The following is a 13,632-nucleotide window of genomic DNA, read 5'->3' on the forward strand; positions in this document are numbered from 1 at the left end:
CTATAAAAATCCGATATTCAAAATATTGAGTATCGGATTTTTTTGTTGTCCTAAACAACCAGTCGGTCACATACCATAAAGAACTAGTTAACTAATAAGTGTCTAGATGCTTATTGCGTGCTACATTCGAGCATCGTTCTGGTTATCAAGGAGGAAACGATGAACGTAGCAAAAATGTATGATGATGTGTCGGATCGCTATCAAAAGTTGGTGGATGGCAGTCACTACGTCGGTCCACGTTGGATTTCTGAGAAGTTAAAAACCTTTCCCATCGAGCAAGGCTCGGTTCTCGACCTAGCCTGTGCGACTGGCAGTATCGGCCATGTCGTAAAAAGTCACTATCCAGAACTCGCCATCCATGGCTTAGACATCTCGTCCAAAATGGTTGATAAAGCGCGCCAAACTAGCCTCTATCAAAGTGTCGCGGTTCATAATCTCGATGAGCCATTTTCCCCTTTGTTTGAGCAAACCTTCGACCTTATCACCGCACTTGGTTTTACTGAGTCTCTAGCCAAGCCTCAACAACTGCTGGAGTGCATTTCGCGTAAGCTAACGGTGAATGGACGATGTTTTATCAGCTTTCAATACCACGATCCGGATGGACAAGATTTGCCTCGAAATACTTATAGTGGATCGGTCGTGCATAAGGCATATACCGAAAGTGAAGTTGAGCAACTCTGTCAGCAAGCTGGGTTGGAAGTGGTTTCCTTAGAAAATGTGATTGGTTACGTATCTGGTGTTGGTTATGTGTGTCGATACTTGATGCTAGAGCTGAAAAAGTCACACCGCTGAAATAAGTAACAAACAAGGACTGTTTTTGAAAACACAGGATTTAACCGAGTTCGGGTCGGGCATTGAATACGATGCTCAATACGACCAGCATTACCATCAAGAAATTGCTTTCATCACAAGGTTAATCGAAGAAACCAATACTCGAAGTGTACTGGATGTCTGTTGTGGTTCCGGCATTGTCACGATTCCAGTCTCTGAGCAACTCAACGAAGCCATTGGCATTGATATTTCTGAAGGGATGCTCAAACACGCAAAGGACAAAGCCAAAAGTAGGAGTAACTTACGTTTTCTTCATCTCGACGCAACCCAGTTTTCGTTAGGTAAGAAGTTTGACCTAGCCATACTGACAGGGAATGCATTCCAAGCCTTTTAAGTGACGACATGCTGGCAGGCGCACTGAGCTCAATATCAAAGCACCTAGAAAAAGGTGGGCGATTTGTCTTCGATACGCGGTTACCAACGCCAGAGAATCTAGAATTGGATCATGAGATGGCGCTGTGGCAAACCTATGTTTCTCCAACCTATGGTGAAGTGAATTATTTCGGTATGAAGGCCGAGTATGACTTGCAAACGTCCATCATGTATTTGAACAAAGAGCGCCATTTTGAAAGTGGAACGATTGAGCATTCCAGCATTGATTTAAAATATCGCCCGCTGGAAGACATAGAGGTTTTCTTTGAACAAGCGGGATTCAGAATTATAGAGAAGTACCAATCTTGGTCAGCGCATGTATTTGAGGCGAATGCCAACTCGCTTGTCTGTGTGGCTGAGAAAATATAAATCAATGTTGAGGGATACAATGCAAGGATTTCGAATTACTATGTCGTTAGATGACATGGATTTAGACGTTATCTACCAGTTCATTTCAAACAGTTATTGGGGAAAGGGTATTCCAAGAGAACGCTTTGAGAAGTCATTGCGCCATTCGTTCTGTTTCGCGGTTTTGGATGATGAAAATCAACTCGTTGCTTTTGCTCGGTTAATTACCGATCGTACCACGTTTGCGTACCTTGCCGATGTGTTTGTTGTGGAGGTACACCGTGGTAAAGGCATCAGTAAGTTGTTGATATCAGAAATTGTTGCTCATCCAGAACTACAAGGCTTACGCCGTATGATGCTTGCAACCCGCGATGCTCACGGGTTGTACGAACAGTTTGGGTTCACTCCTATTGCTCCAGTAGAAAACTTCATGCAAATCTGGAAACCGAATGTTTATCAGAGCTAAATCATGATGAGAGTTGAATCTCAACAAGTGGCAATCAGATACCTCAAAACAACAGACGCTGCTCCTCTGTTTGAAAACTATTTAGGCGATGAGCAAGCATGCCGCTTCCTCAATCGCCAAGCCCACCAAAATTCAAATCAAACCCTTGAAGCTATCGAAAGATGGCGTGCTCAATATGATCAAAAGTCTCCCAATCTATTAGTCTTCACCATTGAAGAACTTACTTCTCAAACTCCTATAGGCTGTCTGGTGCTGATACCTGAGCAAGACAGCAGTGAAATCCATTTTGGTATTTCTGCTCGCTATCAGGGAAAAGGCTATGCAACCCAAGCCTGCAAACTTGGCGTTGTTTACCTGCACAGCTTGGGTATAACGCGCATTCGCACTACCCCGCATATTGGCAACCACGCGAGTATTCGTGTGTTGGAGAAATGTGGCTTTATCAGCCAAGGCATTTTAAAAGCGCATGCGGTTTTTCCTGCTCTAGGACGTGAGGCGCAAGACTGTATGGATATGCGATTGGAGGATACAGAACTGCGCCATTTTGCACATTGTTCAGAATGAAAAGGGTGGCGGTTGAAACGAGCGGTTACAGAGCTTGTCAGTCGCCATCGTAGACAGCGCCTTTGCTGAATGATTCTTCGAAGTTTTTTAGTCTTTGATTGTCAGAGGCGACTGACAAAACCATACCAACTGTGACAACCAAACCGCTATTAAAGCAGGATATTATTCCTTCAACTTTGTGTTTTAGGAGTAGTCATTAGACTACCCAATAATTGTTGGAATAAATAATGACGAAACGTTGGCTTGTCTCCGCTGTGAGCATCGCGCTGCTCGGCGGTGGTACGTATTTCTATCTCCAATCTGCCGCTCAGCCAGAATTGCTGCCTACATTGATTGTGGAAAAAGGCACGATTGAAAAACAAGCGGTGGCTGTTGGTAAAATTGTCCCTGCACACTCCGTGTCTATCAAGTCACAAATCGACGGTATCGTCGGTGAAATTTACGCGAAAGTTGGTGAAAAGGTGAAGCAAGGCCAGCCGCTGATCAAAGTGCGTCCAAACCCAACCCCCCAAGCATTAACGGATGCATCGGCAGAACTCATGCGTAGCGAAGCCGATCTGGAATCCGCCAAACAAAAACTGTCCAACTTAGAAAGCTTGGTCAAGCAGGACATTATTCCAAGTAACTACGACGAATACGTAAGTGCGCGCTCGGCAGTCAAATCTGCGCAAGCGGACGTATTGCAAAAGCGCCAGAATCTCGAACTCATCCGCAGTGGTGAGGCGTCGATCGGCGATGCGCGTTTAACGTCGACGATCTACGCGCCAATTGATGGCACGGTACTCAACCAGAAAGTTGAGGTCGGAGAGCCGATCATCTCGACTCAATCAAGCCAAGCCGCGACTGAAATGATGTCATTGGCCGACATGAACAGTCTGATTTTTAAAGGTAGCGTCAGTGAGCATGATGCTGCGCAGTTGTCTCCGGGAATGCCCGTTATGTTGACGGTTGCGCCTTATCCTGATATGGCGATTTCTGGTGTGCTAACCAAAGTGGCGATTCAATCTGAGAACCTTAACTCACCAGAGGGCAATGCTTCTGCAAAAAGTTTTGATAACGGTTTTGAGGTTGAAGTGGGAGAACTCAAGATCCCACAAGATGTGTTGCTTCGTTCTGGTTTTTCATCGACGGCTCAAATCATTCTGAAGAAGTCTGAAAACGTGCTCACTCTACCGGAGCGCGCTCTGCAATTTGATGGTGACGCACCGAATGTTCTGATCCCCGATAGCTCAGAACAAGGGTTTCATAAACAACCTGTGAAACTCGGTCTGTCAGATGGCATCAATGTCGAAGTGCTTGACGGCGTGGAGCTTGATGAAGAGGTTATCGACAACAGTATGATGGGAGCGGCGCATGGTTAAGCTGCAACGATCAACAATCGCCTTTGCATTGTTGGCTGCCACGCTCAGTTTGCCGACCTACGCAATTTCTATTGAACAAGCTTGGCAACAAGCAAAGCAGAACGATCCAAATTACGAAAAAGCGAAAATCGGCGTCCAGCTTGGCGAGGTTGGCGTACAGAGTAGCCGCAGTGCGTTATTGCCGGGTTTAAGCGCCAGTGCGTCAGCGGATTGGAATGAGTCCTCAAGCCATTCCAACAGTTACGGCGCTACCTTATCTCAAACTATTTGGGATAGCAGCTTGTGGTCGGAACTGGATCAAGCGAATGCCAATTATCTCAAAGCACAGTTAGAGCTATCTCAATCGCATAACGAGCTTGCGCAGAAGTTGCTCACCGCTTACCTAGATGTGGCAAGCGCACAGGGCGACCTCAAATTGGCACAGTCCAAGCTGGAGGAGGGGAAAGAACTTCTCAACATCATTGAGAAACGCTATCGAGCAGGCAAAGTGAAGTCGGTTGATGTTGAAGAGATGCGAGCGAATCAAGTCTCTGAGCAAGCAAGTATCCTCAATGCAAAAGCCGATCTCGAAGTGAAAAAAGCAGAGCTTGCGGCGTTAATCAATCAAATGCCGGAGAGTGTCGACCAAATTCGAACGGATTCTTTGATTCAGCCGCCGATGCTGGTGGACTCTCAGGAGCAATGGCTAAAACTGGCGAAAGACAGCAGTCCAGAGCTGTTGGTAGCGGCGCAGATGGTGAAAGCGAGCGAGTTCGCGAAAGATTCAGCTAAAGGTGGATACTACCCGACCGTCAAAGGTAGTGTGGGCTACAGCGATGGTGACAATCGTTCAAACGGCGAGTTTAACGCTGGGATTAGTTTGAGTTTGCCGATTGACCTCAATGGTGCAGTGCGAGCGAAAGTGGACGAAGCATCGTTGAACATTTTAAGTGCTAAGCAAGATATGCGTAGAGTGGAAATTGATATTCAGAAACGAGTTATTCAGCAGTTTACGCAGGTCGATATCAATTGGAATCAAGTTTTAATAGCGAACGAGCTGGTTGAATCGCGCGCCAGATTGTTGCAAAGCAAAGAGAAACTTTACGACGCTGGCCTGCTTGAAGTGTCGGAAGTTATCAGTGCACACAACAGCTTGTTTGAGGCGAAAAACAGTCTGCAAACCAACTTGTACAGCTATTGGCGTAAGAGAATCGGCTTACTGCAAACCGCAGGGAAACTCGATGACGATACCATGGTGTTGATCTCTCGGGCTTTTCATTCATGAGCAGCCTGTTGCAGCAAACTTGGCAAACGTTGATGGCGCACCGCATGAAGAGCGTGCTAGCCATTATCGCGATTGCTTGGGGCGTGATCTCTGTGGTGGTGTTAATCGCACTTGGCGAAGGCTTTTATCGCCATCAGACCCAGTCGTTTTCATTTATGATCAACAATGTGCAAGTGGTGTTTCCGTCGAGTACCAGTAAACCGTGGCAAGGGTTACCTTCAAGGCGCCAAATTGATATACCACAAGAAAAAGTCGACATGATCAAACAGTCGGGCTTCGTGCAACAGGCGTCAAGCGTTTACGCCAAATGGGATGCGAATATCACCAATCTCAAAGGACAGAATTTATCGAGAACGGTCAGCGGTATTGATACGTCTTACTTTCCTTTAATGCAACGCAAGCTGCAATCCGGTTCGAGAAACCTGTCACCAAGTGATATGGACAACCACACTCGCGTGGCAGTGTTAGGCGATCAAATTGCGCAAATGGGCGGAATCCAAATCGGGGATAGGCTCAAAGTCAACGGCATTCCGTTTTTGGTGATTGGGATAACCGTTGGTGAGGACACTGGCATTTCATTCGGCGATAGCCGCACGGTTTTCATTCCTCAAACAACGTACCGCGATTTGTGGGATGCGAAACCTTGGATGGTATTGATGAAGCCGAGAGAAGGGATGGATGCATCGTCATTTCGACAAAATATCGTGAACTTTTTCGCCAAGCAGCTTCATTTTGACCCAAGTGATAAAGATGCGGTCGAATTACCCGATTTTAGTGAAGGTGCGGCGGTCATCAGTGGAATTTTGCGTGGCATTCAGATTTTTCTCGGAGCGAGCGGTGCGATGACCATGGCGGTCGGTGCGCTTGGTGTTGCCAACATCATGTTTTTATCCGTCACTGAGCGCACGCGTGAAATCGGTGTGCGTTTGGCGATCGGGGCGACTCAAAAATCCATACTCAGTCAGTTTATTCTTGAGGGGCTTATTTTGGTAGCTGTGGGCACGGCATTAGGTCTGATGTTTTCGTATGCCGTGGTATCTGTCCTAAGCAGCATGGGATTACCGGAATGGATTGGTTTGCCTGTGATCACGCCAGATTCCATTGCTTGGTCTTTACTTGTGACGCTTATCTTGGCATTGATGGCATCGTATTTCCCAGCAAGGCGAGCATCGCGTCTCACGCCAGTCATTGCTTTGAGTGCGAGGGCCTAGTCATGTTGTTACCGATGAGACAAATTTTCCAAGAAATGGCCGCAGAAAAGCTGAGATTGGGTTTGACCATTCTGGCTGTAGCGTGGGCGACCCTCTGTATCGCTGCTATGTTGGCGGTAGGTGAGGGCATTCGTCAGGGGGTATTGAAAACCGCACAAAATGGTAACGGCAACTTGATTTATTTGACCGGAGGGATGGCCACCGTCGACCACGGTGCTTTTCACCAAGGTAAGTTTCTGACGTTAAAAATGGACGATTCAGAGATCGTTCGAGCATTACCCGATGTAAAAAGCGTTGCGCCAACTGCGAAGTGGAAAGAGCGCATCACCGTTGGTGACAGAAGCTCATGGCAAGAGCCGTTAGCAGTCACGAGCGAGTTTCAATCCATGACCAATTTGGTGCCGATGGCGGGGGGACGATGGTTAAATCCACTCGATCAAAAAGAGACGCGCAAAGTCGTTGTACTGGGTTATGAACTGGCAGCCGACTTATTCAACCCGAATGAGGACTTTAGTTGGTTTGCGACAGTCACATTGCAAGTCAACCCTGTGGGGCAAAAGGTAAAAATCGGCAATGAGCAGTTCACCGTTGTGGGCGTATTGGAGAAAAACAGCGCCCAAATAGAACTGGGGGATCTTATCAACTATTCCAGCTTTGTGCCGTTAGCGACGTGGAAGCGATTTCATGTCAACGGTGAAATTGGTGGCATCAATGTGCAACCACAAGCGGATGTAGACCGAGAAGCCTTAGCAAAGACGATCAGGCAAGTGATTGCCCGTAAGCACGGGGCAAGTGTCAGTGATGAACAGGTCGTCCAAGTCGATGATATGTTCCTTAAACAAAAGAGTATGCAGCAGTTTCTGATAGGTTTGCAGAGTTTTCTTGGCATTATCGGCTTCGTGACGTTAGCTGTTGCTGGCGTTGGCATCGCCAATGTGATGTATGCCACCGTAAAGCGATCTACGCGTGATATCGGCGTGCGCATGGCGGTCGGTGCAACCCCAACGGCCATTCGCATGCACTATTTAGTGCAGTCTTTATTGACAATGATGATGGGGGGCGCGCTTGGCTTAGGCGTGACGTACGCGCTGGTGTCTGCCATCAGTTCCATTCCTTTAGAGGGCAATGCCTTTTATGAACAACTGGGTAAACCTGTCCCGGAGTTGTCGTGGGTCGTTGTCGCGATTGTCATCCTCACCTTAGTGATCATTGGTGTGGCATCTGCATGGTTACCTGCAAACCGAGCCGCAAAAGTCAGCCCGTTGGAGGCGCTACAAAGTGAATAACAACAATAACTCTGGAAAGAACATGTCGAACAAGCCGCTTGTTGAGCTGACCAACATCTGTAAATACTACTCAAGCGGGGAGGCGGAAGTTCGCGCGCTAGACGGCGTTGAGTTAACCATTAATCAAGGCGAGTTTCTTTCGATTCTTGGCCCGTCCGGTTCAGGCAAATCAACGTTGATGAACATGCTCGGCTGTTTAGATAAGCCCACCGATGGCAAGTACCAACTTGGCGGCCAAACCGTCGCAAGTTTAAGTGCGAATGAGCTGGCTGGCATTCGTAACCAAAAGATCGGATTTGTCTTCCAAAGCTTTAACTTATTGGAATACGCGACGGCGCTTGATAACGTGGCACTGCCGTTGGTTTACTCTGGTATCAAAGCCAAAGAACGTCGCCAGCGCGCAGCTAAATTGCTAGAGCAAGTCGGGCTAGGGGATCGTTTAGACCATAAACCAAACCAGCTTTCTGGTGGTCAAAAACAGAGGGTCGCGATTGCAAGAGCCTTGGTCAACGATCCGCAAATCATCTTAGCAGATGAACCAACGGGTGCATTGGATTCAAAATCCGGCGCAGAGATTGAAGCCTTGTTCAACCAACTCCACGCCGAAGGTAGAACGCTGATCATCGTGACGCACGATAACGCTCTGGCAGAGCGCACTAAACGCATCATCACCATCAAAGACGGCAAGGTGATTTCGGATAGGGTGCCGGTAAGTAGGGAGAAATGAGCTTTTCTTAATTGAGAACTGAGTTTTAAGGGAAATAGCGATACAGAGGCTATCTCCCTTTACTTTTATTCGCGATGTTCGTTTTGCCTCTCTTTTATCAAGTCATGCTTTTGTTCTTTAAGTAGAGTGATTGCGAGCTTAGTGTCCTCAATCAATTTACTGTTATCGTTGAGATCTTTGCTCTTCAAAGGCAAAACTAGATAATGAATGCTGCCATCTGCATTCTGTACTCCGGTAGCGATGATGACATCACCTTCAGACGCCGTACCAAAATACTCTGATACGACTTTGGTTTCGCTGACACCGTAGCTATCCAAATAGGATGACTCCGTATTGTCAAACAAGATAGGAACCCCTTGCTTAGCTAATGTTCGCAATTGTTTTTGCTTTTTCTCGTCGAATGGATAGTCGGTCGTACTGATGTAACTTACCTGTTCAGCTTCAATAAAATCGTACAGTTCATTGCTCAGTTCATTTAATGGGGCAGATATCCAAGGTGTAGCTGGAATGACGTCGGAAGTATCATCATTGCGACTTAGTGGTGTTGGAGCGGTAACAACCTCTTGAGCAGCATCGCTCTCAGGAGGCGTTACACTTATTGTCGCAGCGTCTTCTGTCTTGATTTGCTCATCAAGGCTTGCAACAGGTTCGGTCTGGGCATTCTTGTTATTTGAATTAATTAGAAATATGGCGAGTACTGCACCAAGTGCTAGCGCCGATCCAGTCAAGAGTTTTTTGTTACTTGTCATGTGTCATGTCTTACCGTTTATTTCATTAGTAAATATAGCGGCCACTTATTTATTCCGTGGCCGCAGGCTAATAAGTTAGTGGTAGAGATCGTCATTCCAAGAGATAGTTACGGCTCGGCTAGTCTCTGTCCATTGACTGCTATCACGATTTTTCTTCCAGGTATTTTCTGGAGTGGTATACCAGCTACACCAGTCGCGACCAAAGTAGTAATTGGTTTTTCGCCAACCAGCAACCAGCTTGACCTCTGATGTATCTAGGCCATCTTGAATGTCATTTTTTCTATATACGACGCCGACTTGTGGTTTAAAGTCTGAACGCATAACGACAGGTAACTCATTGTAATCAATCAAATTACCCATGTCACAACTGGTCCAACGATACAATAACCAGTCTTTAGCTGGCGTATTATGGCGGATAGTCTTGTTTTCAATTAACCAATTAATGCTTTCGTTAGCTTGGTTAAAATCGGCAACCGTTTGAAACTCTGGCTGGTCGTACGTTACACGGTTGCTCCAGGAGATTCCCCCACTAATATTTGGAGAAGTAGAAGCACTGAATCCAAGGTTAAAATCTAGCGACTCACTGACAGATGCCGTTGCAATGGTGTTTTCTGGAGCATGGCTCATGTGGCGTAAAGGGGCGCCATTTAAATAGCTCAGTGCCAGCTTAAAAGCCGTTGGAACGGTGTAACGGTAATCTCCCCCAGTAGCAAAACCATAGATTTGTTCTTTGTTTGGAACATTAGTCATGTCGAAGCCAGAACCGCCATTTAGGATCAACTTGGCTTCTTTAGCGCCATTTGGTAGCAAAGATTGGTTCCAGACATTTTCTAAAGAATAAATTAAGCGGATTTTTTTCGAGCGTGCATCACCATCATCAAGCTGAAGCAATGTCGAAGTGTAAGATTTCAATGTATCTTCAGCATGTGCTGGTGCTAAAGAACCAAGTAAAGCGAGTGCGATAATACTCGCGGAAAGATGCTGTTTTTCCATTATTTTTTCCTATTAGTCAGCCCATAAAGACTTTTGTTTTAAACCATCTTGATGGGCACTTTATAATTATGGACAGGTTATAAATTCAAGCTCAATAAATGAGCGGTGAAATAGTGCATCTTGTTTTTTATTAAAAAAAGAAAAAGGATAGATTCGTGGGATTAATGTCTCATAGTTTTTAAATTCACCACTCAACTATAATAAATAAGAATTTGGTTATTAAGTTTTGTCTTTTTAAGTTATTGCTTAATTTTAATTTTCTAATGTTGTGTTGAGATTTTCTATTGATAAAAGTGAATTTTATAAATGTTAGCCATGTTATTTTTAGGGTTTTTGTTATACCAAATTAAGTAAAGTATCGTTATGTGGTTATCTCGGGTTTATGGGTTTAATTCAAATTAAAACAGTGGTTTATGTTTTTTTTGTTATTATTTTTTAGAGCTTAATGTAATAGTTTAGTGATAAAGTCCGTCAATGAAGTTGCCATGTTCGTGTATGAAGTTATATGTGCTTTTACAGCAGGAAATTAAACTTTACGTTTAAGATGGTAAAGATAGAAAAAGAAATAAATAAGATTATTAAATAATCATGTTTCGAGAATATAAAATGTAACGTACTTCTAATTAAACGAATACTTGAATAAACGATGGAGTGTGAAAAGTGCTATTTAAGTTACGCTGTCCTATATTCCAGTTGGTGCCTTGTTCATACAATGCGTTTTCTCGGCTTAAACTGGTTTATGTACTGCTAATCTCTTATCCGTTTCTTAATTACACATATTGGCAATATGCTCGCCAAGTTACGTGTATTGGTGTCAATGAAAAACAGTATCTACGATAGCTCTCTCAGGGTTGGAACTGCCACTATGAATTTCCTTCATGTTCAATGTGAAACAATACCAATATTACTCAACTCGTGAAGCAAGTATAAAAAAAGGACTGCTCTGGTGTTAGGCACTGCGACGGTCGTTTTTTTGTACGAACCGTTCGTCGTAAGTGCTGTGCAACCTAACGATTGGGAAAACCAAAAAACAAAAAATGTCCCCATGCACAGAGTTAGGAAAAGTCTGCTTTATCTAAGGAAATAGGATACCAACTCACGATGAATAACGATTTCACATTTGCTATCAAAAGCATTCGCTTTGATGAGAATTACCAACCATCAGACAACACGCGAATCACTACCAACTTTGCTAATCTGGCTCGCGGAAACTACCGCCGAGAGAATCTGCGCAATGCGCTCCGAATGATCGATAATCGTTTTAATGCGTTGGCATATTGGGATAACGCGCAAGGTGACCGCTACTCAGTTGAACTTGAAATCATCTCTGTTGATATGGATATCCAAGGTAGTGGAGAAGCATTCCCATCGATTGAAGTGCTCAAAACTAACATTGTTGATCACAACACTAACGAGCGCATCGAAGGCATTGTGGGCAATAACTTCTCTTCATACGTTCGTGATTACGACTTTAGCGTTTTGCTGTTGGACCACAACAAAAACCAGCCACAGTTCAGCATCCCAGCGAACTTCGGTGATTTGCATGGCAAACTGTTCAAAGCTTTCGTTAATTCTGAGTCTTATAAACAGCATTTCAAAAAGCTGCCAGTGATTTGTCTGAGCGTATCGGACAACAAGGTATACCGACGCACCGAAAATCAACATCCTGTTTTGGGCTTTGAATATCAGCCGAACGAATCTTCGTTGACGGAGCAGTACTTCAAGAAGATGGGCTTACAGGTGCGCTACTTTATGCCGCCAAACAGCGTTGCACCGTTGGCATTCTACTTCTTCGGTGACTTGTTGAACGATTATTCAAACCTAGAGCTTATCAGTACGATTAGCACGATGGAGACATTCCAGAAGATTTACCGACCTGAGATTTACAATGCCAACGCGGTTGCCGGTAATTGCTACCAGCCAAACCTAAAAAACCTAGACCACTCGCTAACTCAAATCGTTTACGACCGAGAAGAGCGCAGCCAACTGGCAATTGAACAAGGGAAATTTGCCGAGGAGCATTTCATCAAACCTTATCAATCTGTGCTTGAACAATGGTCTGCAAACTACGCGTAATCGACAACGAGAATCTAGAAAGGAATGACGATGAAAACACTATTACCGACTTCAACGGCTGGCAGCTTGCCGAAACCTTCTTGGCTAGCGGAACCAGAAAAACTTTGGTCACCGTGGAAACTGCAAGGTGAAGAACTGATTGATGGCAAACGCGATGCGTTACGTGTCGCTTTGCAAGAACAAGAACTGGCAGGCGTTGATATCGTCAGTGATGGCGAGCAAACTCGCCAACATTTTGTGACGACCTTTATTGAGCATTTAAGCGGTGTAGATTTTGAAAACCGTAAAACGGTGACCATTCGCAACCGTTATGAAGCAAGTGTTCCGACTGTGGTTGGCCCAGTGAGCCGCACAAAGCCTGTGTTTGTTGAAGATGCCAAGTTCTTGCGTCAGCAAACTAAGCAACCTATCAAGTGGGCGCTGCCAGGCCCTATGACGATGATCGACACGCTTTATGATGATCATTACGGTAGCCGTGAAAAGCTGGCTTGGGAATTTGCAAAGATCCTCAATCAAGAAGCGAAAGAGCTTGAAGCTGCAGGTGTCGACATCATTCAGTTTGATGAGCCTGCGTTCAATGTGTTTTTCGATGATGTGAACGAGTGGGGCATTGCATGTTTAGAGCGTGCGATTGAAGGGCTGAAATGTGAAACGGCGGTGCATATCTGCTATGGCTACGGCATCAAAGCGAACACGGATTGGAAGCAAACGCTAGGCACTGAATGGCGACAATACGAAGAAGTATTCCCGAAGCTGCAGAAGTCTAATATTGATATTATCTCGCTTGAGTGTCATAACTCACGAGTGCCTATTGAGTTACTTGAGTTGATTCGCGGTAAGAAGGTGATGGTTGGTGCGATTGACGTCGCTACTAACGAAATTGAAACGCCAGAAGAAGTAGCGAACACATTGCGAGAGGCGTTGAAGTACGTTGATGCCGACAAGCTTTACCCATGTACCAACTGCGGTATGGCACCTTTGTCTCGTGAAGTATCGACCGCTAAGCTCAATGCGTTAAGTGCGGGTGCGGAGATCATTCGTAAAGAGTTGGTGGGTTGATATTAATACTTAGGCTCCGCACCATGAACTAAAGTTAGCGTCATTCCAGCGAGTTTAAACGAGACTAGGAATCTGATAACAGCTCGCTGGTAAATGACGAGAACTTTCGCACTTCAAAGCACGTGATTAGTAGATTCTGAATCACTTCGTCCCTCGCTGTTCAGGATGACGGATGTTGGAAGATACATTGCTCGCCATCCCCCAGGTATTAGAGCAGCTCTAAGGTAGGGTCATTCCAGCGAGTCTAGACGAGACTAGGAATCTGATAACAGCTCGCTGGTAAATGACGAGAACTTTCGCACTTCAAAGCACGTGATTAGTAGAT

At 45.2% G+C, this 13,632-nt stretch carries 12 protein-coding genes and 1 pseudogene; 11 read left to right on the plus strand and 2 right to left on the minus strand.

Annotation, left to right across the window (positions count from 1 at the left end; translation table 11 throughout):
• Positions 1–159: 159 nt before the first annotated feature.
• From R7O03_RS21660 to R7O03_RS21700, 9 genes and pseudogenes are all read left to right on the plus strand, one after another.
• A complete protein-coding gene (locus R7O03_RS21660; RefSeq protein ID WP_318132017.1) occupies positions 160–792 on the plus strand; it encodes a class I SAM-dependent DNA methyltransferase in 633 nt (210 codons plus the stop codon).
• Positions 793–817: 25 nt separating this feature from the next.
• A pseudogene (locus R7O03_RS21665) lies at positions 818–1,572 on the plus strand (class I SAM-dependent methyltransferase).
• A gap of 19 nt (positions 1,573–1,591) precedes the next feature.
• Complete coding sequence (locus tag R7O03_RS21670; RefSeq protein ID WP_053349639.1) at positions 1,592–2,017, plus strand: GNAT family N-acetyltransferase; 426 nt, start codon at positions 1,592–1,594, stop codon at positions 2,015–2,017.
• Positions 2,018–2,020: 3 nt separating this feature from the next.
• A complete protein-coding gene (locus tag R7O03_RS21675) occupies positions 2,021–2,581 on the plus strand; it encodes a GNAT family protein (protein ID WP_318132018.1) in 561 nt (186 codons plus the stop codon).
• A gap of 227 nt (positions 2,582–2,808) precedes the next feature.
• Positions 2,809–3,942 (plus strand): efflux RND transporter periplasmic adaptor subunit, encoded by a 1,134-nt coding sequence (locus R7O03_RS21680; RefSeq protein ID WP_025579324.1) that lies wholly within the window; start codon positions 2,809–2,811, stop codon positions 3,940–3,942.
• On the plus strand, positions 3,935–5,206 hold the full coding sequence (locus tag R7O03_RS21685; RefSeq protein ID WP_318132019.1) for a TolC family protein: 1,272 nt from the start codon (positions 3,935–3,937) through the stop codon (positions 5,204–5,206). Before R7O03_RS21680 ends, R7O03_RS21685 begins: the two co-directional genes overlap by 8 nt.
• On the plus strand, positions 5,203–6,417 hold the full coding sequence (locus R7O03_RS21690) for an ABC transporter permease (protein ID WP_054574778.1): 1,215 nt from the start codon (positions 5,203–5,205) through the stop codon (positions 6,415–6,417). Before R7O03_RS21685 ends, R7O03_RS21690 begins: the two co-directional genes overlap by 4 nt.
• Positions 6,418–6,419: 2 nt before the next feature.
• Entirely contained in the window at positions 6,420–7,703 is a 1,284-nt protein-coding gene (locus R7O03_RS21695; protein WP_222133036.1) for an ABC transporter permease, read from the plus strand.
• A 22-nt stretch (positions 7,704–7,725) separates the two neighbouring features.
• The gene (locus tag R7O03_RS21700) at positions 7,726–8,430 is read left to right on the plus strand and encodes an ABC transporter ATP-binding protein (protein WP_318132020.1); all 705 of its coding nucleotides are present in this window, start codon (positions 7,726–7,728) and stop codon (positions 8,428–8,430) included.
• Positions 8,431–8,495: 65 nt separating this feature from the next.
• Here R7O03_RS21700 and R7O03_RS21705 read toward each other — a convergent pair whose 3' ends face one another.
• Complete coding sequence (locus R7O03_RS21705; protein WP_213872655.1) at positions 8,496–9,179, minus strand: topoisomerase I; 684 nt, start codon at positions 9,177–9,179, stop codon at positions 8,496–8,498.
• 75 nt (positions 9,180–9,254) lie between these two features.
• Positions 9,255–10,172, minus strand: a complete 918-nt coding sequence (locus tag R7O03_RS21710) for a leukocidin family pore-forming toxin (protein WP_005376731.1) — start codon at positions 10,170–10,172, stop codon at positions 9,255–9,257.
• Between the two features lie 1,101 nt (positions 10,173–11,273).
• Between R7O03_RS21710 and R7O03_RS21715 the strand changes: the two genes are divergently transcribed.
• Both R7O03_RS21715 and R7O03_RS21720 read left to right on the plus strand, forming a co-directional pair.
• The gene (locus R7O03_RS21715) at positions 11,274–12,248 is read left to right on the plus strand and encodes a DUF1852 domain-containing protein (RefSeq protein ID WP_017636059.1); all 975 of its coding nucleotides are present in this window, start codon (positions 11,274–11,276) and stop codon (positions 12,246–12,248) included.
• A 30-nt stretch (positions 12,249–12,278) separates the two neighbouring features.
• A complete protein-coding gene (locus tag R7O03_RS21720; RefSeq protein ID WP_025767249.1) occupies positions 12,279–13,307 on the plus strand; it encodes a methionine synthase in 1,029 nt (342 codons plus the stop codon).
• Positions 13,308–13,632 lie beyond the last annotated feature (325 nt).

The sequence above is a fragment of the Vibrio sp. Vb2960 genome (assembly GCF_033337665.1).
Lineage (GTDB): Bacteria > Pseudomonadota > Gammaproteobacteria > Enterobacterales > Vibrionaceae > Vibrio > Vibrio alginolyticus.

Bases quoted from the DNA above. Each gene is read 5' to 3' on its own strand.
- R7O03_RS21660 (WP_318132017.1), top strand. From the start codon at position 160: ATGAACGTAGCAAAAATGTATGATGATGTGTCGGATCGCTATCAAAAG.
- R7O03_RS21670 (WP_053349639.1), top strand. From the start codon at position 1,592: ATGCAAGGATTTCGAATTACTATGTCGTTAGATGACATGGATTTAGAC.
- R7O03_RS21675 (WP_318132018.1), top strand. From the start codon at position 2,021: ATGATGAGAGTTGAATCTCAACAAGTGGCAATCAGATACCTCAAAACA.
- R7O03_RS21680 (WP_025579324.1), top strand. From the start codon at position 2,809: ATGACGAAACGTTGGCTTGTCTCCGCTGTGAGCATCGCGCTGCTCGGC.
- R7O03_RS21685 (WP_318132019.1), top strand. From the start codon at position 3,935: ATGGTTAAGCTGCAACGATCAACAATCGCCTTTGCATTGTTGGCTGCC.
- R7O03_RS21690 (WP_054574778.1), top strand. From the start codon at position 5,203: ATGAGCAGCCTGTTGCAGCAAACTTGGCAAACGTTGATGGCGCACCGC.
- R7O03_RS21695 (WP_222133036.1), top strand. From the start codon at position 6,420: ATGTTGTTACCGATGAGACAAATTTTCCAAGAAATGGCCGCAGAAAAG.
- R7O03_RS21700 (WP_318132020.1), top strand. From the start codon at position 7,726: ATGTCGAACAAGCCGCTTGTTGAGCTGACCAACATCTGTAAATACTAC.
- R7O03_RS21705 (WP_213872655.1), bottom strand. From the start codon at position 9,179: ATGACAAGTAACAAAAAACTCTTGACTGGATCGGCGCTAGCACTTGGT.
- R7O03_RS21710 (WP_005376731.1), bottom strand. From the start codon at position 10,172: ATGGAAAAACAGCATCTTTCCGCGAGTATTATCGCACTCGCTTTACTT.
- R7O03_RS21715 (WP_017636059.1), top strand. From the start codon at position 11,274: ATGAATAACGATTTCACATTTGCTATCAAAAGCATTCGCTTTGATGAG.
- R7O03_RS21720 (WP_025767249.1), top strand. From the start codon at position 12,279: ATGAAAACACTATTACCGACTTCAACGGCTGGCAGCTTGCCGAAACCT.